This is a genomic window from Stappia sp., from assembly GCF_040110915.1.
Classification (GTDB): domain Bacteria; phylum Pseudomonadota; class Alphaproteobacteria; order Rhizobiales; family Stappiaceae; genus Stappia.
The window spans coordinates 2,491,047-2,512,206 of record NZ_CP157793.1; the positions used below are offsets into that span (position 1 = coordinate 2,491,047).

20 protein-coding genes are annotated in these 21,160 nt (G+C 69.1%); 11 read left to right on the forward strand and 9 right to left on the reverse strand.

The window, feature by feature from the left end; translation table 11 throughout:
• The first annotated feature begins 109 nt into the window (after positions 1-109).
• The 3 genes from ABL312_RS11190 to purU all read left to right on the forward strand — a co-directional run bounded on the left by ABL312_RS11190 (position 110) and on the right by purU (position 4,009).
• The gene (locus tag ABL312_RS11190; RefSeq protein WP_349357454.1) at positions 110-1,915 is read left to right on the forward strand and encodes a tetratricopeptide repeat protein; all 1,806 of its coding nucleotides are present in this window, start codon (positions 110-112) and stop codon (positions 1,913-1,915) included.
• A 10-nt stretch (positions 1,916-1,925) separates the two neighbouring features.
• Complete coding sequence (locus tag ABL312_RS11195; RefSeq protein ID WP_349357455.1) at positions 1,926-2,849, forward strand: 4-(cytidine 5'-diphospho)-2-C-methyl-D-erythritol kinase; 924 nt, start codon at positions 1,926-1,928, stop codon at positions 2,847-2,849.
• Positions 2,850-3,124: 275 nt separating this feature from the next.
• Positions 3,125-4,009, forward strand: coding sequence for a formyltetrahydrofolate deformylase (gene purU / locus ABL312_RS11200; RefSeq protein WP_349357456.1), 885 nt, complete (start codon positions 3,125-3,127; stop codon positions 4,007-4,009).
• A gap of 704 nt (positions 4,010-4,713) precedes the next feature.
• Here the strand turns inward: purU and ABL312_RS11205 are convergent.
• Positions 4,714-5,661 (reverse strand): transposase, encoded by a 948-nt coding sequence (locus ABL312_RS11205; RefSeq protein ID WP_349357457.1) that lies wholly within the window; start codon positions 5,659-5,661, stop codon positions 4,714-4,716.
• 799 nt (positions 5,662-6,460) lie between these two features.
• A complete protein-coding gene (locus ABL312_RS11210; protein ID WP_374730120.1) occupies positions 6,461-7,477 on the reverse strand; it encodes a polyprenyl synthetase family protein in 1,017 nt (338 codons plus the stop codon).
• Positions 7,478-7,680: 203 nt separating this feature from the next.
• Here ABL312_RS11210 and ABL312_RS11215 point away from each other — a divergent pair, with 203 nt between their 5' ends.
• Together ABL312_RS11215 and ABL312_RS11220 are read left to right on the forward strand one after the other, a co-directional pair.
• Positions 7,681-7,929, forward strand: coding sequence for a DUF2007 domain-containing protein (locus ABL312_RS11215; RefSeq protein WP_349357458.1), 249 nt, complete (start codon positions 7,681-7,683; stop codon positions 7,927-7,929).
• The gene (locus ABL312_RS11220; RefSeq protein WP_349357459.1) at positions 7,926-8,762 is read left to right on the forward strand and encodes a methyltransferase; all 837 of its coding nucleotides are present in this window, start codon (positions 7,926-7,928) and stop codon (positions 8,760-8,762) included. Before ABL312_RS11215 ends, ABL312_RS11220 begins: the two co-directional genes overlap by 4 nt.
• A gap of 39 nt (positions 8,763-8,801) precedes the next feature.
• On the opposite strand, the gene ABL312_RS11225 is transcribed toward ABL312_RS11220, so the two are convergent.
• A complete protein-coding gene (locus tag ABL312_RS11225; RefSeq protein WP_349357460.1) occupies positions 8,802-9,071 on the reverse strand; it encodes a Usg family protein in 270 nt (89 codons plus the stop codon).
• A gap of 236 nt (positions 9,072-9,307) precedes the next feature.
• Here ABL312_RS11225 and ABL312_RS11230 point away from each other — a divergent pair, with 236 nt between their 5' ends.
• From ABL312_RS11230 to ABL312_RS11240, 3 genes are all read left to right on the forward strand, one after another.
• Complete coding sequence (locus tag ABL312_RS11230; protein ID WP_349357461.1) at positions 9,308-10,276, forward strand: MoxR family ATPase; 969 nt, start codon at positions 9,308-9,310, stop codon at positions 10,274-10,276.
• A gap of 5 nt (positions 10,277-10,281) precedes the next feature.
• Entirely contained in the window at positions 10,282-11,553 is a 1,272-nt protein-coding gene (locus ABL312_RS11235; protein ID WP_349357462.1) for a VWA domain-containing protein, read from the forward strand.
• Between the two features lie 79 nt (positions 11,554-11,632).
• A complete protein-coding gene (locus ABL312_RS11240) occupies positions 11,633-11,983 on the forward strand; it encodes an SH3 domain-containing protein (RefSeq protein ID WP_349357463.1) in 351 nt (116 codons plus the stop codon).
• Between the two features lie 22 nt (positions 11,984-12,005).
• Here the strand turns inward: ABL312_RS11240 and ABL312_RS11245 are convergent, their stop codons facing one another.
• The 5 genes from ABL312_RS11245 to ABL312_RS11265 form a co-directional block, all read right to left on the reverse strand.
• Positions 12,006-12,725 carry an LrgB family protein gene (locus ABL312_RS11245; RefSeq protein WP_349357464.1) on the reverse strand — a complete coding sequence of 240 codons (720 nt, stop codon included), beginning with the start codon at positions 12,723-12,725 and terminating at the stop codon, positions 12,006-12,008.
• Positions 12,725-13,111 carry a CidA/LrgA family protein gene (locus tag ABL312_RS11250; RefSeq protein WP_349357465.1) on the reverse strand — a complete coding sequence of 129 codons (387 nt, stop codon included), beginning with the start codon at positions 13,109-13,111 and terminating at the stop codon, positions 12,725-12,727. The genes ABL312_RS11245 and ABL312_RS11250 overlap by 1 nt, the downstream gene beginning before the upstream one ends.
• 190 nt (positions 13,112-13,301) lie before the next feature.
• On the reverse strand, positions 13,302-13,919 hold the full coding sequence (locus tag ABL312_RS11255) for a YeeE/YedE thiosulfate transporter family protein (RefSeq protein WP_349357466.1): 618 nt from the start codon (positions 13,917-13,919) through the stop codon (positions 13,302-13,304).
• An 11-nt stretch (positions 13,920-13,930) separates the two neighbouring features.
• Complete coding sequence (locus ABL312_RS11260; protein WP_349357467.1) at positions 13,931-14,446, reverse strand: YeeE/YedE thiosulfate transporter family protein; 516 nt, start codon at positions 14,444-14,446, stop codon at positions 13,931-13,933.
• A gap of 109 nt (positions 14,447-14,555) precedes the next feature.
• Positions 14,556-15,074 (reverse strand): L,D-transpeptidase, encoded by a 519-nt coding sequence (locus ABL312_RS11265; protein WP_374730121.1) that lies wholly within the window; start codon positions 15,072-15,074, stop codon positions 14,556-14,558.
• Between the two features lie 380 nt (positions 15,075-15,454).
• Between ABL312_RS11265 and ABL312_RS11270 the strand changes: the two genes are divergently transcribed.
• Positions 15,455-15,931: a flavin reductase family protein gene (locus ABL312_RS11270; protein ID WP_349357468.1), complete on the forward strand. Its 477-nt coding sequence runs from the start codon at positions 15,455-15,457 to the stop codon at positions 15,929-15,931.
• A 6-nt stretch (positions 15,932-15,937) separates the two neighbouring features.
• On the forward strand, positions 15,938-16,945 hold the full coding sequence (locus ABL312_RS11275; RefSeq protein WP_349357469.1) for a P1 family peptidase: 1,008 nt from the start codon (positions 15,938-15,940) through the stop codon (positions 16,943-16,945).
• Positions 16,946-16,966: 21 nt separating this feature from the next.
• Here ABL312_RS11275 and ABL312_RS11280 read toward each other — a convergent pair whose 3' ends face one another.
• On the reverse strand, positions 16,967-20,458 hold the full coding sequence (locus ABL312_RS11280; RefSeq protein ID WP_349357470.1) for an indolepyruvate ferredoxin oxidoreductase family protein: 3,492 nt from the start codon (positions 20,456-20,458) through the stop codon (positions 16,967-16,969).
• 209 nt (positions 20,459-20,667) lie between these two features.
• Between ABL312_RS11280 and ABL312_RS11285 the strand changes: the two genes are divergently transcribed.
• Complete coding sequence (locus tag ABL312_RS11285; RefSeq protein WP_349357471.1) at positions 20,668-21,147, forward strand: Lrp/AsnC family transcriptional regulator; 480 nt, start codon at positions 20,668-20,670, stop codon at positions 21,145-21,147.
• The last annotated feature ends 13 nt before the right edge of the window (positions 21,148-21,160 follow it).

The following is a 21,160-nucleotide window of genomic DNA, read 5'->3' on the forward strand; positions in this document are numbered from 1 at the left end:
ACGGAGCGTCGCTTGCGGCGCGGACACAATACCGCCATGCTCGGCTCGACAAGTGAGGCGCGTGACTCGTGTCGCCATCAGCAAGATCCGGGGACCCAAGACCGACATCATGATCCGATCCCGCTCCACTCCCCCGCCCCGCTCCACGCCGCTGCACGGATCCGCGCGCGGCCCTGTCGCGGCGGTGCTCGCCATCGCGATGACGCTCGCAACGACGCTGCCGGCCGCGACCCCCGCCTCGGCCGAGATCGCCAGCCAGCCGACCGGCACGGAGGCCGGGCTCCCGATCACGCTCAGCGGCAGCTATCTCTCCGGACGGCTCGCCGGTCAGTCCCGGGATCTCGCCAATGCCGCCGCCTTTTTCGGCGAGGCGCTGGACCAGGACCCGGGCAACCCGTTCCTGCTCGACCGGACCTTCGTGCTGAAACTCGCCAACGGCGATCTGGCCGACGCCCTCACCCTTGCCGAGCGGCTGTTCGCCGAACAGCCCGATCATTTCCTGGCGCGCCTGATGGTCGCGGCCGAGGCGCTGCGCGACAACCGCGCCGCCGCCGCCCGCGAATATCTCGAGAACGAGGGGCGCGGCCCGCTCGCGGCGCTTGCCTCCGGGCTGGTCGCCGCCTGGGCGCTGGAGGCCAAGGCCGAGACGGATCTCGCCCTCGACACGATCGCAGCCCTCGACGGCCCGGACTGGTACACGGTCTTCATGGCCTATCACTCGGCCCTAATCCAGGATCACGCCGGCCGGCTGGAGGCCGCGCGCGACAATCTGGCCATCGCGACGGAGGCAGACCCCGGCGCGCTCAGGGTCACGGATGCCTATGCGCGGGTGCTGGCCCGCCTCGGCGAGCGCGACGCGGCGCTCAAGGTGCTCGACGACTACAACACCTTGCTGCGCGGACATCCGATGATCCTCGCGACGCGCGAGGCCATCGCCTCCGGCGCGGAACTCGGCACCGTCGCCCGCGATCCGGTGAGCGGGGCGGCGGAGGTCCTCTACGGGCTGGGCGCGGCCCTTGCCCGCGACGGCGGCGAGGAACTGGCGGCCGTCTTCCTCCAGCTGTCGCTGCACCTCGACCGCGATGCCGACGTGGCGGCCATCGCGCTGGCCGGGCTGTTCGATCAGCTCGGCAAGTTCGACCGCTCGATCCAGGTGCTGGAGGGCATTTCCGACACCTCGCCCCTGAAGCGCGACGCGGAAATCCAGATCGGCATCAATTACAACGCGCTGGAAAACCTCGAGGAGTCCCGCGCGCATCTGGAAGCGCTCGTGGAAAGCGACCCGAGCGACCTGGACGCGATCACCGCGCTCGGCAACGTGCTGCGCTCGCACAAGCTGTTCGAGGAGGCCGAAGAGGTCTACAGCCGCGGCATCGCGACCATCGACGCGCCCGCGGAAGAGCACTGGCCGCTCTACTACTACCGGGGCATCTGCCGCGAGCGGCTGAAGAACTGGGGGCCGGCGGAAGCCGATTTCCGGCAGTCGCTGGCGCTGTCGGCGGAGCAGCCGCTGGTCCTCAACTATCTGGGCTATTCGCTGGTCGACCGGGGCCTGAAGCTGCCCGAGGCGCTCGACATGATCCGCAAGGCCGTCGATCTGCGCCCGCGCGACGGCTACATCGTCGACAGCCTCGGCTGGGCCTACTACCGGCTCGGCCGCTACGAGGAAGCCGTGCGGGAGCTGGAACGGGCCGTGGAACTGCGCCCCGAGGATCCGATCATCAACGATCACCTCGGCGATGCCTACTGGAAGGTGGGACGTCGGATCGAGGCCCGCTTCCAGTGGAATCATGCCCGCGATCTCGATCCGGAGCCGGAGGAACTGCCGAAGATCCTCGAGAAGATCGAAAACGGTCTGCCCGAGGAGAACGGCACGCCGGCCGCCGCCACGGACCCGGCGCAAAACGGCGGCTGAGATCGACGACATGTCCCTGCCCGCGTCTTCCGGGTCCGCCGGTGTTCCCGCGCGTCTTGCCCGCGCCAAGATCAACTACGCCCTGCATGTCACCGGGCGGCGCGACGACGGCTACCACCTGATCGACACGCTCGCCGCCTTCCCGGCCATCGGCGACCGGCTTGCGCTGCGCCCCGCCCCGGCGCCCGGTCTGGCAGTGAGCGGCCGTTTCGCCGCCGCCCTCGAGGCAGCCGGCCCGACGGACGACAATCTCGTCTGGAAGGCCGCCCGCCGTCTGGCGGCGCATCTGGGACGCGAGACGCCCGATGTCGCCCTCGATCTCAAGAAAACCCTGCCCGTCGCATCCGGCATCGGCGGCGGCTCGGCCGATGCGGCGGCCGCCCTGATGTTGCTGCGCGACCTTTGGCAGCCGGATCTCGCGGACGACGACCTCGCGGCGCTTGCCCTGGAGCTCGGCGCCGACGTGCCGATGTGCCTGGCCTCCCGGCCGGTGCGCGCCTCCGGCATCGGCGAGGTGCTGAGCCCGCTCAGCCCCTTCCCCGCGCATGCCGTGCTGCTGGTCAATCCCGGCGTCGCCGTGTCGACGCCCGCCGTCTTCAAGGCGCTGGAGAGGCGCGACAATGCCCCGCTTCCCGCCATCGACGACGCCGGTTTCGCCAGCCGCGAGGCGCTGTGGTCCTGGCTTGGCGGCACGCGCAACGACCTTCAGGCGGCAGCACTTGCGCTCGCGCCGGAGATCGGCACGGTGCTGTCGGCGCTTGAGGGCCTCGATGCCGTGCGCGTCGCGCGCATGTCCGGCTCCGGCGCGACCTGCTTCGCCCTGTTCGACGATCTCGCCGCCGCGCAGGCGGGAGAGACGCGGCTGCGGAGCGCGCATGCGGACTGGTGGATCGCCGCCGCGCCGGTCGCGGCCGTCGCGCCGCCGTCCCGCTGAGGCGCCCAGCCGTCGCAGCGGCGCCTCTTCCGAAGTGCCTGCCACGCAGGCCTGCCGCTGCGTCGCCCGTCCGTCGCTGCATTTTGCGCGTCTCAGGTCGGGATTTTTCTGTTTCGCGCCGGTTTCCACGGTGGTACGGCCTGCGACGAATGCCAAGACTTGCAAGCCGTCCGGCCGCCGGCGTCGAGACCACGACGCCCGACCGCGACGGCCGGGCACCATCCTGCATTCGAGCATCCTGCAATCATGACAGTCGCGAACCGGGGAAACCGTCGATGACCGCCTTCGCTCTTACCGTCACCTGCGCCTCCCGGCGCGGGATCGTCGCCGCGATCTCGTCCTATCTGGCCGACAACGGCTGCAACATCACCGACGCCGCCCAGTTCGACGACAAGGAGACGGGCCGCTTCTTCATGCGGGTCAGCTTCAATTCCGAGACCGGCGCGACGCTCGACGGGCTTCAGGACGGCTTCGCCGAGCGCGCGAAGAGCCTCGACATGGACTACACCTTCTTCGACGAATCGGCGCGGATGAAGGTCCTGATCATGGTCTCGCGCTTCGGCCATTGTCTCAACGACCTGCTCTACCGCTGGCGCATCGGCGCCCTGCCGATCGACATCGTCGGCGTCGTCTCGAACCACCTCGACTACCAGAAAGTCGTGGTGAACCACGACATTCCCTTCCACTACATCAAGGTGACAAAGGCCAACAAGGCCGAGGCCGAGGCCCGGCAGATGGCCATCATCGAGGAAACCGGCGCCGAGCTGATCGTGCTGGCGCGCTACATGCAGGTGCTGTCGGAGCAGATGTGCGCCGCCATGTCGGGCCGCATCATCAACATTCACCACTCGTTCCTGCCGAGCTTCAAGGGCGCCAATCCCTACAAGCAGGCCTTCGAGCGCGGCGTGAAGCTGATCGGCGCGACGTCCCACTATGTCACCACCGATCTCGACGAGGGGCCGATCATCGAGCAGGACACGGTCCGGGTGACCCACGCGCAGTCGCCGGAGGACTACATCTCGCTCGGCCGCGACGTGGAAAGCCAGGTGCTCGCCCGCGCCATCCACGCCCATATCCACCGGCGCGTGTTCCTCAACGGCAACAAGACGGTGGTCTTCCCCGCAAGCCCGGGCAGCTTCGCCTCCGAACGCATGGGCTGAGCGGTATCTGAGCTACAGGCGCGAAGGGATCACTCCGAGAGCGCCGGGCGACCCGCCCCCGCTCTCCGCCGTCATCCCGGGCAAGCGTCAGCGCGACCCGGGATCGGAGAGCCCCGGAAAGGCCGCTTAGACCCGGAGCGGCCGCGTCAACGCGAAAAGTCGACAAAGCCACAGTGCCTCCCCGATCCCGCATCTCCGGCTGCGCCTGCGTGCGGGATGACGCGGGCGGGGAAGCGACAAGCGTCGTCCCCCCCAAGCCGCCCAATGGAAGCGCCGGCGTGCGGCGGGCTGCTCGCCTGCAAATGCATGGGCGAATGGGGTCTGGACCACAGGCGCGAAGGGATCACTCCGAGAGCGCAGGGCGCCCCGTCCCACGCTGCGTCGTCATCCCGGGCAAGCGTCAGCGCGACCCGGGATCGGAGAGCCCCGGAAGGGCCGCTTAGACCCGGAGCGGCCGCGTCAACGCGAAAAGTCGACAAAGCCACCGAGCCTCCCCGATCCCGCATCTCCGGCTGCGCCTGCGTGCGGGATGACGCGGGCGGGGGGAGGCGACAGGCTGCGACAAACTCCCACGTCGCCCGATGGAAGCGCCGGCGTGCGGCGGGCTGCTCGCCTGCAAATGCATGGGCGAATGGGGTCTGGACCACAGGCACGAAGGGATCACTCCGAGAGCGCAGGGCGCCCCGTCCCACGCTGCGTCGTCATCAACTCATTGCGTTGAGTTCGTCTCTCATGCGTGCATTTAGGATGACGACGATCTTTCTCATGACGGCCGTGAGAGCGACGAGCTTCTTCTTTCCGTTTTCGACAAGTCGTTGATAGAAGGGCTTTAACGGGCCCTTGCTGCGTGCCGCGCCAAGGGCGGCCATGAACAGGAGGGAGCGGATCTGCGGGCGTCCGCCGCGGGTCTTTCTGTAGCCCCGGAGTGTCCCGCTGTCTCTGGGGTGCGGAGCAAGGCCAGCGAGAGAGGCGGCCTGCTTGCCGGTCATCGTCCCCAGTTCGGGCATGGTGGCGGCGAGTGCGATGGCGGTTCGCGGCCCCACGCCCGGAAGGCTGCGGTAAAGAGCGATGCGCCGGGCAAGCAGTCTGCAGCGGACGCACAGCGCGTCGATGGCTGTATCGAGCGCCGCCAGTTGCCGGTCCAGCGTCCGCAGGAGCGCCTTGCAGGAAGAGGCAATCAACGCGCAGCCCGGAGACTTGGCCCGATTGAGCTCGGCGACCCGGATCGCCATGAGATCCTGCCTACGGGCCACGAGCGCGGCCAGCCTGGCCTGTGTGTCTCCGCTTGGCTGATGCAGCGACAGGCGCTGCCAGCGCTCCTGCCCGTAGGCGGCGAGCAGACCGGCGTCGATCGCGTCGGTCTTGGCCAGGCGTCCGAAGGAGCGTGCGAAAGCCTTGACCTTCAAGGTGTCGGCCCGGTGGCAGGGGACCCCTGCGGCCCTGAGTTCAACCAGCAGCAGGCGTTCATATCCGCCGGTCGGCTCGCAGACGACCAGCGTGCCGGAAGGCAGGCCGGCGACGAGCTTGCGGATCGCGCGGGTCGTGTTGGCGACGCTGCGCGCCGCATTGCCGCGACAGGCGGAGACGGCCAGCGTCTGCTTCGAGACATCGATGCCGACGACATGGGGTGGGGCATGTTCCAGAAAAGCCATGGCGGTGGTATCCTGATCAGGCTTCGGATTGTTCGCGGGCGTGGTGACAGCCAGAGGCCCCATCAACTCTCCAAGCGGGAAAAGGAAGCGGCAGGGACCCTGATGACGACGGGTGGAAACCCAATCCCGGAACGGTCGCCTGCCACCGGTCTCCCGGCAATCTATGGGCCGGGAGACCGCCCCCACTCTAACACTCCTTCAAACGAACAATCCCGGGCAAGGCGCAGCCGCGACCCGCGATCGGAGAGCCCCGGAAGGGCCGCTTAGACCCGGAGCGGCTGCGCCAACGCGAAAAGTCGACAAAGCCGCCGTGCCTCCCCGATCCCGCATCTCCGGCTGCGCCTACGTGCGGGATGACGCGGGCGGGGGAGGCGACAGGCCGCGACAAACTCCCACGTCGCCGGATGGAAGCGCCGGCGTGCGGCAGGCTGCTCGCCTGCAAATGCATGGGCGAATGGGGTCTGGACCACAGGCACGAAGGGATCATTCCGAGAACGCCGGGCGCCCCCTCTCCCCTCCGCCGTCATCCCGGGCAAGCGTCAGCGCGACCCGGGATCGGAGAGCCCCGGAAGGGCCGCTTAGACCCGGAGCGGCCGCGTCAACGCGAAAAGTCGACAAAGCCGCCGTGCCTCCCCGATCCCGCATCTCCGGCTGCGCCTGCGTGCGGGATGACGCGGGCGGGGGAGGCGACAGGCCGCGACAAACTCCCACGTCGCCCGAGCGAAGCGCCGGCGTGCCCTGCGGCACGGCCCATTTGGGCCGTGGGGTCTCCCGGTCGCCTGCCGGTGGAAAACCGGCCTCAGCTCACCCGCGAGATGCAGAAGTCGACCGCCTCGGCGAGCGCGTCGCGGTGGGGCCCGGCGGGCAGGGTTTCAAGCGCCGCCTTCGCCTCCTCGCCGAAGCCGCGCGCCCGGGTCACCGTGTCGGCGAGTGCCTCGGTGTCGTGCATCAGGGCGATCGCCTTTTCCAGATCGGCCTCTTCGACGACGCGCTCTTCCAGACAGCGCTTCCAGAACGCCAGATCCTCCGGCTTGCCGCGCCGGATGGCGAGAATGACCGGCAGCGTGATCTTGCCCTCGCGCAGGTCGTCGCCGATGTCCTTGCCGAGATCGCTGGCGGTGCCGCCGTAATCGAGCGCATCGTCGACCAGCTGGAAGGCGAGACCGAGCGCCATGCCGTAGGCGCGCGCGGCCCGCTTGGCCTCCGCGTCCGCGCCCGCCAGCACGGGTCCGACCTCGGCGGCGGCCGCGAAGAGCGCCGCCGTCTTGGCCTCGATCACCTGCATGTAGCGCTCTTCGGTGGTGGTGATATCCTGCGCCGCGCCGAGCTGCATGACCTCGCCCTCGGCGATCACCGCCGACGCGCTGGCGAGAATGTCGAGCGCCTCCAGCGAGCCGACGTCGACCATCATCTTGAAGGCCTGGCCGAGCAGATAGTCGCCGACGAGCACGCTCGCCTGGTTGCCCCACAGCTTGCGTGCGGCCAGCTTGCCGCGCCGCATGTCGCTTTCGTCGACGACATCGTCGTGCAGCAGCGTCGCGGTGTGCATGAACTCCACGCTCGCCGCCAGCGCCACATGGCCCTCGCCGCGATAGCCGTACATCTCGGCGGTGGCCAGCGTCAGCATCGGCCGCAGGCGCTTCCCGCCCGAAGAGATCAGGTGGCGCGCGATTTCCGGGATCAGCTCCACGTTGGAGCCGGCCTTCGACAGGATCACCTCGTTGACCGCCTGCATTCCGGCGCTCGTGAGATCGACCAGGTGCTGGATGCTCGCCGGCTCGGACCGGTTTTCACGCAAGGGAACGACTGCGCCCACGATGTCAGGCCTTTCCTGTTTTCATGTCGCGGGGACAATAGGTCTGCCCCCTTGCTCGGGCAAGCCATCTTTCGCCGCACCGACTGTTGAAGGCGCCGCTTCGCATTGGCCGCCGCTGTATCGCGGCATCGCCCCGGGGGCCGCTTTCGTCTATGGTGGCGCGAAGCCGCCCGACGCAAAGGACAAGGACGCGAAGGACAAGCATGCTCCCCCTGCTGCGCACCAACGACCCCGTGCTGATTTCCTTTGTCGAGGCCCTGCTCGGCGACGCCGGCATTCCCCACCTCGTGCTGGATTCCAACATGAGCATGATGGAAGGCTCGATCGGCATCCTTGCCCGCCGCGTGATGATCGAGGACGAGGATCTCGCCGCCGCCCGACGCGTGCTCGTCGAGGCCGGCCTTGAGAAGGAACTCTCCGACGATGCCGCCAAGGGCGGGCAGACCTCGTGATTGACAGGCTCGCGACGGGCAGCGTCGCGGAGGACGCCACTGACGGGACCCCGCCCGCGGGCGAGATCACGCAGGATGCCTTTCTCGGCGGCCGGGTGCAGGTGTTGCAGCCCGCGCGCGGCGGGCATCGCGCGGGGCTCGATGCCGTCTATCTCGCCGCCGCCGTGCCGGCGACCGCGACGGGCCATGTGGTCGATCTCGGATCCGGCGTGGGCACGGCCGGCTTCTGTCTCGCCGCGCGCCTGCCGCAGATCCGCGTGACGCTGGTGGATCGCGACGAGTCGGCCCTCGATCTCGCCCGCGCCGCCCTTGCCCTGCCCGAAAACATGCGGTTTGCCGGGCGCATCGCCTTGCTCGCCGCCGATGTGACCGGCAAGGGCCGTGACCGCCATGCCGCCGGGCTGACGCCGGGTCTCGCCGATCACGTGATCATGAACCCGCCCTATTATGCCGACGGGCAGGTGCGCACTTCGCCGGCGGCGGCGCGCGCCAGTGCCCATGTGCTCGACGCGCGCGGGCTCGAGCCCTGGGCGCGCACGGCCGCCGATCTCCTGCGCGTGGGCGGATCGCTGACGCTGATCTTCCGCGCCGACGGGCTCGGCGAGATCCTCGAGGTGCTGCCCGGCCGCTTCGGCGCGCTCGACGTGATCCCGCTCCGACCCCGGGCCGAGGCGGCGGCGACCCGCGTGATCGTGCGCGCGATCCGCGCAAGCCGCGCGCCCCTGCGGCTGCTGCCCGGCTTCGTGCTGCACGACGGCGCGGGCTCCGAGTTCACGGCTGAGGCCCGCGCCGTCATGCGCGAGGGGGCCGGGCTCGACCTGCCGGGCCGCTGACCCGGCCGGCCCGGCGCCCGGCGCAAGACCCCGCGCGACTCAATGCAGCACGGGGTTCGCCTCGAGCAGACGCCAGTCGGTCGGCCCGATCAGATCGCGGTGCGAGACGGTGACCGAATGCAGCCGCCCCTCGATATCGCGCTCCCAGAAATGAAGAAACCGCGTGAGTTCGGGAAAATCGGGCGCCTTGTCGAAGGTCTGCCACAGAAAGCTCTGCAGGAGCTTCGGATGGTCGGGAAGGTGATACAGGATCTGCGCGGTCAGGAGACCGTAGCCGTCGAGCTGACGCTTGAAGTCCGATGTCGTCATGACAGGATCCTCCACTTGCCCCCTCGCACAATCATGCTCCGCCCGACATGGTTAACGTATCGTAAATGGTCACAGGCTCTGCCCGGGTCGCGAGTCCCCGCGTCGCCTTGCGCCCCTATGGCTCTATGGCTCTATGGTCCACCTGACAAGCGGCCCGCCGGGCGGTTAGGATGCCCTCCGAGAACACGACGACGCGGGCGCTTGCGCCGCCCCGCGCGAGCGATCAGGGAGATCCGATGACCTCGCAGACCCCCTCCGACACGCCCCACCCGGCCGAAAAGACGATGCCCGCCTCCATCGACGACACGCTGTCCCTCCTGGAGAGCCAGGGCTACGTCGGCGACCGCGCGCTCGCCACGGTGCTGCATCTTGCGTTGAAACTGAAGCGCCCGCTGTTCCTGGAAGGCGAGGCCGGCGTCGGCAAGACGGAGATCGCCAAGGTGCTGTCGGCGGCGCTCGGCCGCGATCTCATCCGCCTGCAGTGCTATGAGGGGCTGGACGTCTCCACCGCTGTCTACGAATGGAATTTCGCCGCCCAGATGGTGGAAATCCGCGTCAGCGAGGCGGCCGGCGACATGGACCACGCGGAATTGTCGAAGTCCGTCTTCGACGACCGTTTTCTCATCAAGCGTCCCGTCCTGCAGGCGCTCCAGCCCTCGCTCGCCGGCCCGCCGGTGTTCCTGATCGACGAGCTCGACCGCGCCGACGAGGCTTTCGAGGCCTTCCTGCTGGAGGTGCTTGCCGACAATCAGGTGACGATCCCCGAGCTCGGCACGATCCGCGCCGAGGCGCCGCCGATCGTGATCATCACCACCAACCGCACCCGCGAGATCCACGACGCGCTGAAGCGGCGCTGTCTCTACCACTGGGTCGATTATCCCGACGCCGCCCGCGAACTGGAAATCGTGCGCCGCAAGGTGCCGGGCGCCGACGAACGCCTCGCCCGCGAGGTGGTGGCCTTCGTGCAGAAGCTGCGCGCCGACGAGGAGCTGTTCAAGCAGCCCGGCGTCGCCGAAACGCTCGACTGGGCAACCGCCCTGACCGAGCTGAACGAGATCGCGCTCGACCCCGACATGGTCTCCGACACGCTCGGCGTGCTGCTCAAGTATCAGGACGACATCGAGCGCGTGCGCGGCTCGAAGGCCCGGCAGATCGTCGACGAGATCCGCCAGGATCTCGACCGCGAACAGGCGGCGGCGGTCTGACGCCCATGCGCGAGACCGACGGCACACACCACGGCGGCGCGCCCCCGGACGGCCCGACGGGCGAGGACGACCGGCGCGGGCGCATCGCCGACAACATCGTGCATTTCGCCCGCACCCTGCGCCGCGCCGGGATGCCGGTGGGGCCGGCGAGCGTCGTGGATGCGGTCGAGGCGGTGGAAATCGCCGGGATCCGGAGCCGCGAGGATCTTTACTGGACGCTGCATGCCGTCTTCGTGCGCAAGCGCGAGCATCGCGCGGTCTTCGACGAGGCGTTTCGCATCTACTGGAAATCGCGCGGGCTTGTCGAAAAGCTCCTGTCGATCCTCTCGCCGGTCGCCCCGGCGCGCTCCGACCCGCAAAAGCCCAAGGCCGGACAGACCCGCGTCGCCCAGGCGTTTCAGGCGACCCGCCAACGCGAGGCCGAGACCGAGCGCGAGGAACTGGAGATCGACGCGCGCTTCACCGTGTCGGGCCGGGAGGTGTTGCAGACCAAGGACTTCGCGCAGATGGACGCGGACGAGATCCGTGCCGCGAAGGAGGCGCTGCGGCGCATGGTTCTGCCGATGGAGAAGATCCGCCGGCGCCGTCTGATCGCCGCTGCGCGCGGACGGGTCGACCCGCGCCGCACGCTGCGCGCCTCCATGCGCACCGGCGGCGCGATGATCGACCTGCGTCACCGAAAGCCGGACCTGCGCCGCCCTCCGGTCGTCGCGCTGTGCGACATCTCAGGCTCGATGAGCCAATACACACGCATCCTGCTGCATTTCTTTCATGCACTGACCGAGGAGCGGCGCAACGTCCACACCTTCCTGTTCGGCACGCGGCTGACCAATGTCACCCGCCAGTTGCGGATGAAGGACCCGGACGAGGCGCTGATCGCCTGCAGCGAGGGCGTCGAGGACTGGTCGGGCGGAACCCGGATCGCGACCGCGCTGCATGCCTTCAACCGGGACTGGTCGCGGCGTGTCCTGTCGGGCGGCCCCATCGTGCTCTTGGTCACCGACGGGCTCGAACGCGACACCGACGAGGATCTGGCGCGCGAGATGGACCGGCTGCACCGGTCCTGCCGGCGGCTGATCTGGCTCAATCCGCTCCTGCGCTTCGAGGGCTTCGAGGCCCGCGCCAAGGGCGTGCGCGCGATGCTGCCGCATGTCGACGAGTTCCGAGCGGTGCATTCCCTCGATGCGGTCGCCGACCTCTGCCAGGCCCTGTCGGGAACGACCAGGCGGCGCCCGGAGGTCGATCCGCGCACATGGTTGCGGGCCGCCGGCGCCTGAGCGCGCCCGGCTGCCCCGCGGCCGCCACGATCTGCGCCAAGGATACCGGGGAAGAAGAAACCCCGACAGGACTCCATCGATGAAATCTCCGGTTCGCCCCTCTTTCGCGGTCGCCCCTCTGGCGCTCGCCGCCCTTCTCCTTGCCGGCGCGGCGCCCCCCGCCGGCGCCACCAGCGGCCCCGGCTGCCTGCGCGTGGTCAATGTCGCGCAAGGCGATGTCTTGAACATGCGCGCCGGCGCCTCGGCGCGCTCGGCCATCGTCGACCGCCTGCCGCCCGGCCGCCACGGCATCATCGCCCTGCGGGGCCCTTGCATCCCGACGTCCCGGCCCTGGGGGCAGCGCTGGTGCCCGGTGACGCATTCCAACGGCAATGCGGTCATCGATGGCTACGTCAAGGCGCGCTACGTGCGCGACAACGACTGCCCCTGACGGCACCCGGAGTTCTGCGCCGTCAGAAGACGAGGCGCCAGAGCAGCGGCAGCAGCAGCGCGGTCGCCAGCGCGTTGAGCCCCATGGCAAGCCCTGAAAAGGCGCCGGCGGTCTCGTTGACCTGCAAGGCCCGCGCGGTCCCGATGCCATGGGCCGCGACGCCGATTGCGAAGCCGCGTGCCCGCCAGTCGCGCACCCGCACGAGATCGAGCACCAGCGGGCCGAGCGCGGCCCCCAGGATGCCGGTCAGGATCACAAGAACGGCGGTCAGCGAAGGCAGCCCGCCCAGCGCATCGGAGATGCCCATGGCGACCGGTGCCGTCACCGATTTCGGCGCGAGCGAGGCAAGCGTTTCCGGCGCGGCCTCGAAGAGTGCCGCGAGGCCGACCGCTGACGCCGCCGCCGTCACCGATCCCGTCAGCAGGCTTGCGAGAATCGCGAAGGCGGAGCGCCGCACCTTGTCGAACTGGCGGTAGAGCGGGATTGCCAGCGCCACGGTCGCGGGGCCAAGCAGGAAATGCACGAATTGCGCCCCGTCGAAATAGGTCTCATAGGGCGTATCCGTCGCGATCAACAGCCCGGCGATGAGCGCCACCGCGATCAGCACCGGATTGACCAGCGGATGCAGGCGCGCGCGGCGAGCAAGCGCGAGCCCGATCTGATAGGCGATCAGCGTGAAGGTCAGCGCGGCGAGCGGGCTCGCGGAGAGATAGACCCAGACGTCGGCAAGCGGCGCCTCCATCACCGGTCCTCGTCTTTCGCGGGCTCGACCGAGACATCGGTCGGACCGCCGTCCCCGCGCAAGCTCCAGCGCATGACGAGCGCCGTGACGGCGATGGTGACGAGTGTCGAGACCAGCAGCGACACCGTGATCGCCAGCCCCTCGCGCCCCAGCAGCCCGAGATGCAGCACGACCCCGACGCCGGCCGGCACGAACAGCAGGGCGAGATTGGTGAGCAGCGCGTCGCCGACCCGGGCGAGTGCGTCCGGGATGCGTCCGCGCACCATCAGCCCGGCGAACAGCAGCACCATGCCGACCACCGGCCCCGGCACCGGCGCCCCGCTCGCCGCCACCAGGATCTCGCCGATCAGCTGGCAGCTCAAAATGACCGTCAGCGCACCCAGCATCGCCTGCCCTCCGTCATGTGTCGCCGTCACGCGGCAAGCGTGCGGCGCGGCGCGCCTGCGCACAAGGGGCCGCACGCGCGAAAGAGACTGTACGCGGACGCAAGGCGACGGGACGCGCCGCAACGCAGACGGCTCCGGCCGGAGACCGACCGGAGCCGCGCACGTTCGGGTGGATCGGACCCGACGTCTCCTATTCCGCCGGCGCGGGGCGCGCACCGCCATCGGAACGGGAGGGATCGCCGAGCATGTCCTCGGCCTTGTCCATGTCCGCCTGCCAGGGCACCAGCCGCTCCAGCACCGCGAGACCGACGGCGAGCACGGCCGCAAAGCCCAGCGCCAGCGCCCAGAAGGGCACCGGCAGAAGATCGGCGAAGGTGATCTTGCCGAAGGAGCCCCAGTCGAGCGCGGCGTCGATGGGCGCCTTGAAATAGCCGAAGACAATCGCGCCGCCGATACCGCCGGCGATCACCGCCCAGGCGTCGCGATAGCCGGCTCCGGCCTGCGCGAGCGCGGTGCCGGGGCACGCGCCGGCGAGCGCGATGCCCACCCCCAGGATCAGCCCGCCGACGAGGACGGGACCGAGCGCGAAGGTCTTGGGATGCAAGGCGACCCCGAACGCGCCGTTCAGCACCGCCAGCGCCACCAGCCCCGTGATGGTGGCGGCGAGAAACATCTTCAGCATGGTGAAGTTGCGGAACTGGAACTGGCCGACGAGAACGCCGGGTTCCATCACGCGGCTCTTCTCCAGCGCCACGCCGAAGACGAGGCCCATGGTCAGGCCGAGCAGGACGAGCCAGGCAATCGACATCGTGTGTCTCCTCAAACCTTCTTGAACAGGGCGGCGGTCAGGATGCCGCCGGCGAACATCGCCGCAACGGCGACCGTCGACCCGACGGCAAGCTGCGCCATGCCGGAGATGCCGTGTCCGGACGTGCAGCCTCCGGCAATGCGCGCGCCGAGCAGAAGCACGAAGCCGCCGGCAAACCCCCAGGCCATGCGGCCGGCCAGCGACGTGACCCCGGTCATCCGCGTCCAGGCCGGCGAAAAGCCCGCGCGACGCGAGCCGGACACGCTGGACGACAGCCACGCGCCCAGCGCGATGCCGGCGACCAGCGCCGACTGCCAGAAGTATTTTTCCGACACCATGTACTTGGAGAAATAGGCGATCTCGGACGCGGCCGGATCGACGAGGGCGGCGAGCCAGCCGCCCGCCGTGACGAAGGAGGACGACGCGCCGAGCGCGGTGTCGACGAGCAGAAAGGCCGGGATCTGCAGCAGGCCGATGATCACGCCGGCCACATAGGGCGACCAGCTTCGCCTGGAGAGTGACAACATGGGATAACTCCGTTCAAATCGTACGAAATAATATTCGAAAGTATGAACATTATAATCCGCAGGAACCCGTAACCGGCCCATGTGGCGCCGGGCGGGGCGCGACCTTGCGTCAGTTGACGACGATCACCGGCGTGTTCACCCGCACCCGGCGGAAGAGATCGGCGATATCGGAGTTGCGCATGCGAATGCAGCCGTAGGACACGGCGCGGCCGATGAGGCCCGGCCGGTTGGTGCCGTGGATCGCATATTCGCCGCCGGCCAGCGTCATCGCGGCGACGCCCATCGGGTTGTTCGGCGCGCCGCCGGGGATCACGTCGGGCAAATGCGGCAGATCGCGCTTCACGGCCGCCGGCGGCGACCAGGCGGGACGCACATGCATGCCATTGATATAGGTCCGTCCGACCCAGGCCTTGCCGCGCTTGCCGACAGCAACGGGGTAGCGCAGCGCGGTGCCGCCGCGCTGGACGAGATAGAGCCGGCGTTCCCGGTTCTTGACCAGGATGGTGCCGGGCGCGACGCGCGCGTCGGCGAAATGCACCACCTCCGGCGACGCAAAGACGGGTGCCGACCACAAGGCGATCCCGATCGCCAGATACAGCGCGACCATTCCCCAGACAAGCCGGCCCATCCCGCACTCCCCCTTCGATCTTTAACGAAGAGTTTACGCAAGACCGGACGGCGACTGAACGGGGCGGGCGGAAGATTCGCCCGTTAAGGTGAACGCGCTGGGGTTGCCGGCGCGCCGCCGTCCGACATATGAGCGCCTGCACGGCCCGGTCCGTCGCTTCGACTGAACCGCGCGGACTGAGCAACGTATTTGAAACGAAGCCTCGTTAGCGTTACCGATGGCGAGCGTGAACCGACTGCCCAAAGACGACGCCCCGGTCTCGCTGGCGCGGCACGCACCCGGTGCCTGACCTTTTGGACGGGCCGTGAAAGGACCGAATGATGAACAGCCTTGCCGCACGGCTGGCGATGAGCGACGGAAGTCGCTGGAAGGAGCCCCGCGTGGACGCAGAATCCTTTCGCGAGGCGATGAGCCGCCTCGGCACGGCGGTGCATATCGCCACCACCGACGGCCCGGGCGGACGCTGCGGCACCACCGTGTCCGCCGTCACCTCGGTGTCGGACGCACCACCCACGGTGCTCGTCTGCGTCAACCGGCGGGCCCGCATCAACGCCCTCATCAAGGCCAACGGCCTGTTCGCCATCAACACGCTCCCGGCGGACGCGGAAGAGCTGTCCAACGCCTTCGCCGGCAAGGGCGACCTGCCGCTCGACGACCGCTTCGCCATGGCGGATTGGACGAAGCTGACCACCGGCGCCCCGGCGCTTGCCGGCGCGCGCGTCACCGTCGACTGCCGGGTGACGGAAATTTCCGAGATCGGCACGCATTCCGTGATCTTCGGCGAGATCGTCGACATCGCGCTCGGCGAGCGCGGGCCGGCGCTGATCTATCTCGACCGCGCCTATCACCGCATCTGACGCGCCATGCCCGCCTTGCGCAATCTGCTCACCGACGTGCCCGGCCTCAGGGTCGGCAACGCGGGCGACACGCGGCTCAAGTCTGGCGTGACCGTGGTTCTGCCCGACGCGCCGGTCACCGCCTCGGTGGCGATCCAGGGCGGGGCGCCCGGCACGCGCGAGGCGGCCCTGCTCGATCCGGGTTTCACCGTGCAGCAGGTCGACGCGCTGGTGCTGTCGGGCGGCTCCGCCTTCGGCCTCGACGCGGGCTCCGGCGCGCAAATGGAATTGGCGGCACACGGGCGCGGCTTCGCCGTCGGCGACGTCCGCGTGCCGATCGTGCCGGCCGCGATCCTCTTCGATCTGCTGAACGGCGGCGACAAGGAGTGGGGCGAGACCAACCCCTATGCCGCGCTCGGCCGCGCCGCCGTGCGCGCCGCCGCGGAGAATTTCGAGATCGGGACGGCGGGCGCCGGCCTCGGCGCGACGACGGCCACCCTCAAGGGCGGGCTCGGCTCGGCCTCCGTGCGGCTGTCGAGCGGCGCGACGCTCGGCGCGCTGGTTGCCGTCAATGCGCTCGGCAGCCCGATCATGGGCGACGGACCCCACTTCTGGGCCGCGCCCTTCGAGCGCGACGGGGAGTTCGGCGGGCTCGGCCTGCCCGCGTGGACGCCGGACTGCGCCACCATACGCACCAAGCTCGACGCGATGACGGAGGGCGCCAATACGACCATCGCGGTCATCGCCACCGATCTCGATCTCGACAAGTCGGCGCTGAAACGGCTGGCGGTGATGGCGCATGACGGCTTCGCCCGGGCCCTGTGGCCGGCGCATACCCCGCTGGACGGGGATCTGGTCTTCGCCCTGTCGACGGGCAAACGCCCGCTAACGAACCCGCTCGCCGAGACGGTGGAGGCCGGCGCGCAAGCCGCCGCCGTCATGGCCCGCGCGATCGCGCGCGGCGTCCATGCGGCGACCCCCGCCCCCGGCGATACGCTCCCCACCTGGAAAACACGCTTCGCCGAGGGCGGCTGACGGCAACGCGCGCGAGGCGCCCTACTCGGCCGCCTCCAGATGCGGCATCGTCCCGCTTGCGTCGAACCGCGCGAGCAGATCGGCCCGCTTTGCGGCCGCCTTCTCCAGATTGGCCGCCTTCACGGGACCGAAGCCGCGCACCAGATCCGGCACCCGGGCGAATTCCACGAGAAGCCCGTAGTTGACGCAGCCGACCGCGCCGGCGATGCGCTCCAGGTCCGCCAGATAGCTTGCGATCAGCGCCCGCTCGGCGCGCCGCTCCGCAGACTTTCCGAAGGGGTCGAACAGTCCGCCGCGCAGGCCCTTCAGTTTCGCAAGCAGGCCGAAGGCGGTAAACACCCAGGGCCCGAAGGCGATCTTCTTCGGCCGGCCGGTCCTGGGATCGAGCGCGCGCGAGATCAGCGGCGGGGCGAGCATCACTTTCAGTTTACCCGGCTCCTTGAACTGGGCGGCGAGCTTCCCCTTGAAGGCGGGGTCGGAATAAAGCCGGGCGACCTCGTATTCATCCTTATAGGCCATTACCTTGTACAGCATGTCGGCGGCCGTGCGGGTGAGCCGCATGGTGCCGTTGCCGCCTTGCGCGTCCGCCGCCCGCACCCGGTCAATGGCCGCGAGGAAGCGCTCCGCGTAGGCCCGGTCCTGATAGGCCGTGAGCTCGCGCGCCAGATAGGCGATACGATCCCCGAGCTCCATCTCCTCCGGCCCCTCGTCGGCCTCGGGCGACGGCATCGCGGCGAGGATCGCCTCGGGCGTCGCGAAGAGCACCCGGCCCGCGCGGAAGGCGGCGAGGTTCTTCGCCACCGCCGCGCCGTTGAGCCGGATCGCGGTCTCGATGGCCGCCGTGCCGAGCGGCAGGCGGCCGGCCTGATGCGCCATGCCCACCAGCATCATGTTGGCGTAGATCGCATCGCCGAAGAGCGCCTCGGCGAGGCTCGCCACATCCTGGCCGACGAAGAGCGGACACGCCTCCTCCAGCGTGCGACGCATGCGCGCCTCGTCGAAGGAGAGCGTCTGCTTCATCACGAACTCCGCTGTCGGCGCGACGCGGGAATTGGCGAAGCCGGCGGTCTTCGACCGGTCGATCAGCGCCAGCTGTTCGGCATTGGTCGCCACCACCATGTCGGAGGCGATCAGCAGATCGAGGCTCGCGGTCGGCACGCGCGGCCCCTCGATCGCCCTGTCGGCGGTCGAAAACCGCAGATGCGAGGTCACCGGACCGCCCTTCTGAGCCAGACCCGTCATGTCGAGCGTCGAGGCCTGCTTGCCGTCGATATGGGCGGCCATGGCGAGCACGGCGGCCAGCGTGGTGACGCCGGCCCCGCCGATCCCGGCGATCAGCGCGTTGAGCGTCACGTCGAGCGGCGCGACCGGCGCCGGATCGAGCGCGGCGACCAGCGCGTCGATGTCGAGGCCATGGGCCTCCGCCTTGCGCAGCTCCGCGCCCTCCACGAAGACGAAGGAGGGACAAAAGCCCTTCACGCAGGAGAAGTCCTTGTTGCAGGAGGACTGGTTGATCCGCCGCTTCTCGCCGAAGGGCGTCGCGACCGGCTCCACCGACAGGCAGTTCGACTGCACCGAGCAGTCGCCGCAGCCCTCGCAGACGCGGTCGTTGATGAAGAGCCGCTTGTCGGGATCGGGGAAACTGCCGCGCTTGCGGCGCCGGCGCTTTTCCGCGGCACAGGTCTGGTCGTAGACGAGCGCGGTCACGCCCGCGACCGCCTGCAGATCACGCTGCACCGCCATCAGCTCGTCGCGATGCACCACATCCGTGCCCGGCGCCAGATCGTGGCGGCCAAGATAGGCATCGGGCTCCTCGCTGACGACGACGACGCGCTCGACCCCTTCCGCCTCGAGCTGGCGGGTGATCTGCGGCACGGTCAGCGTGCCGTCGACCGGCTGGCCGCCGGTCATCGCCACCGCGTCGTTGTAGAGGATCTTGTAGGTGATCGAGACCTTTGAGGCGACCGCCTGGCGGATCGCCAGGATCGCGGAGTGGAAGTAGGTGCCGTCGCCGACATTGGCGAAGACATGGGTGTCGTTGGAAAAGGCCGACTGGCCGACCCACAGCGCGCCCTCGCCGCCCATGGCGATCTGCCCGTCGGTGGTGCGCCCGGCGACCTCGGTCATGGCGTGGCAGCCGATGCCCGGCATGGCGCGCGCGCCGTCCGGCACCAGCGTGGAGGTGGAATGCGGGCAGCCGGAACAGAAATAGGGCACGCGCGCGGCACGCTCCGCATGACCCTGCGACCACATCACCTGCTTGTTCATGCGCTCCGCGACGGCGCGCATCTCGGACGTGACAATCTCCCCCGGCAGGAAGGCGAGAAGCGCCGGGATCAGTTCGGCGACGGTCAGTTCCAGAACGTCGGTCAGGAACGGCGTGCCGTCAGGGCGCGTCTTGCCCCAGACCCTTGGCCGCGCGCCGTCCGGCCAACCGTAGGCGAGCTCCTTGATCTGCGGTTCGAGGAAGGCGCGCTTGTGCTCCACGACCATCAGCCGCTCGAGCCCGCGGGCGAATTCGGTGACGCCGGTCGGCTCCAGCGGCCAGGGCATCGCCACCTTGTAGATCGCCAGTCCGATGTCGCGGGCCATGGCCTCGGTGAGGCCGATCAGGTCGAGCGCCTGACGCAGGTCGCGATAGGCCTTGCCGGTCGCCACCAGACCGATGCGCGGACGCGTGGCGCCGAAAGCCACCCGGTCGAGCCCGTTGGCGCGCACATAGGCCTGCGCGGCCGGCACGCGGATGTCGCGCAACAGCCGCTCGGTCTCCAGCCGGTTGCCGAGCAGCAGCACCCGGTTGAGATCATGGTGCCGGCGCGGATCCTTCTCCCGCGGGTGAACGAAGGCGAGGCGGCGCGGATCGACCGAGATCGTCGCCGAGGCGTCCATCGTGTCTGCGAGGCAGATCATGCCCGTCCACAGGCCGGAAAAGCGCGACAGGGCGATCCCGTGCAGACCGTAGTCGAGCACTTCCTGAATGTCGGACGGATTGAGCACCGGCATCTCGACATGCTCGAAAAAGAACTCCGACTGCGCCGGCAGGATCGACGACTTGGCGAGGTGATCGTCGCCGGCGAGCGCCAGCACGCCGCCGTGTTCGGCCGTGCCGCTGGCGTTGGCCTGCCGCAGCACGTCGCCGGCACGGTCGACCCCCGGCGCCTTGCCGTACCAGATGCCGAAGACACCGTCGTAGTCGGAGCCCTTGCCGTGGTGGCCGACCTTCTGCGAGCCCCACACGGCGGTGGCGCCCAGTTCCTCGTTGACGCCGGGCTTGAACACGATGTTCGCGGCGTCCGTGTGCCGGCGCGCGCGCATCAGTTCGCTGTCGTATCCGGCAAGCGGCGAGCCGCGATAGCCGGAGATGAACCCGCCGGTCCTCAAACCGGCCTGCGCGTCGCGCCGGGCCTGATCGAGCGGCAGGCGCACCAGCGCCTGAATGCCGCTGAGATAGACGCGGCCATGGGTGGCCACATATTTGTCGTCGAGCGTCACGGGTCGGGTGATGGCGTTCATGGCGACGGCCTCCTCTTCCGTCAGATCATGAGCATCGGGGCGCGGGCCGGAATCGGTCGCGGGCGCCCGCCTGCCCGGCGCGGCCCGACATCGGTCGGCTGCGCCTGATGTTTGCATGACACCATTATGGTCCTGTTCCGGGTCAATTTCTGTGCTAACATGCCGGCCCTCACCCGATTAGCGACAATATCCTTCCCCGAAAGAGCGGAATGAGCGAAAAATCCCTTCTCGACCCCTCGGACATCCGCGTCCTGCAGATTCTCCAGCGCGACGCATCGCTGTCGATCGCCGATGTCGCCCGCGAGGCCGGCATGAGCCAGACGCCCTGCTGGCGACGGATCAAGAAGCTGAAGGAGAACGGCGTCATCCGTCAGGTGGTCGCCGTCGTCGACCGCGAGGCGGTGGGCCTGAACTTCGTCGCCTATGCCTTCGTCAAGCTCGCCGTGCCGAGCCGGGAGAACATGGAGACCTTCGACAAGTATCTGGAGCGTTGGCCCGAGGTGGTGATCTGCGAACGCGTCACCGGCGCCGTCGACTACCTGATCAAGGTCGTGACCCGTGACATCAAGGCCTATGACGATTTTCTGAGACTGAAGCTCCTGGACAACACGCTCGTCTCCGACGTGCAGTCGCGCATCGTGGTCAACACGGTGAAGGAAACCGTCGCCCTGCCGCTGCGCGAGACCTGAGGCGCGGCCGTCT

Excerpts from the sequence above, each read along its gene's own strand:
- ABL312_RS11190 (WP_349357454.1), top strand. The coding sequence starts at position 110 with ATGATCCGATCCCGCTCCACTCCCCCGCCCCGCTCCACGCCGCTGCAC.
- ABL312_RS11195 (WP_349357455.1), top strand. The coding sequence starts at position 1,926 with ATGTCCCTGCCCGCGTCTTCCGGGTCCGCCGGTGTTCCCGCGCGTCTT.
- purU (WP_349357456.1), top strand. The coding sequence starts at position 3,125 with ATGACCGCCTTCGCTCTTACCGTCACCTGCGCCTCCCGGCGCGGGATC.
- ABL312_RS11205 (WP_349357457.1), bottom strand. The coding sequence starts at position 5,661 with ATGGCTTTTCTGGAACATGCCCCACCCCATGTCGTCGGCATCGATGTC.
- ABL312_RS11215 (WP_349357458.1), top strand. The coding sequence starts at position 7,681 with ATGCTCCCCCTGCTGCGCACCAACGACCCCGTGCTGATTTCCTTTGTC.
- ABL312_RS11225 (WP_349357460.1), bottom strand. The coding sequence starts at position 9,071 with ATGACGACATCGGACTTCAAGCGTCAGCTCGACGGCTACGGTCTCCTG.
- ABL312_RS11230 (WP_349357461.1), top strand. The coding sequence starts at position 9,308 with ATGACCTCGCAGACCCCCTCCGACACGCCCCACCCGGCCGAAAAGACG.
- ABL312_RS11235 (WP_349357462.1), top strand. The coding sequence starts at position 10,282 with ATGCGCGAGACCGACGGCACACACCACGGCGGCGCGCCCCCGGACGGC.
- ABL312_RS11240 (WP_349357463.1), top strand. The coding sequence starts at position 11,633 with ATGAAATCTCCGGTTCGCCCCTCTTTCGCGGTCGCCCCTCTGGCGCTC.
- ABL312_RS11245 (WP_349357464.1), bottom strand. The coding sequence starts at position 12,725 with ATGGAGGCGCCGCTTGCCGACGTCTGGGTCTATCTCTCCGCGAGCCCG.
- ABL312_RS11250 (WP_349357465.1), bottom strand. The coding sequence starts at position 13,111 with ATGCTGGGTGCGCTGACGGTCATTTTGAGCTGCCAGCTGATCGGCGAG.
- ABL312_RS11255 (WP_349357466.1), bottom strand. The coding sequence starts at position 13,919 with ATGTCGATTGCCTGGCTCGTCCTGCTCGGCCTGACCATGGGCCTCGTC.
- ABL312_RS11260 (WP_349357467.1), bottom strand. The coding sequence starts at position 14,446 with ATGTTGTCACTCTCCAGGCGAAGCTGGTCGCCCTATGTGGCCGGCGTG.
- ABL312_RS11265 (WP_374730121.1), bottom strand. The coding sequence starts at position 15,074 with ATGGGCCGGCTTGTCTGGGGAATGGTCGCGCTGTATCTGGCGATCGGG.
- ABL312_RS11275 (WP_349357469.1), top strand. The coding sequence starts at position 15,938 with ATGCCCGCCTTGCGCAATCTGCTCACCGACGTGCCCGGCCTCAGGGTC.
- ABL312_RS11280 (WP_349357470.1), bottom strand. The coding sequence starts at position 20,458 with ATGAACGCCATCACCCGACCCGTGACGCTCGACGACAAATATGTGGCC.
- ABL312_RS11285 (WP_349357471.1), top strand. The coding sequence starts at position 20,668 with ATGAGCGAAAAATCCCTTCTCGACCCCTCGGACATCCGCGTCCTGCAG.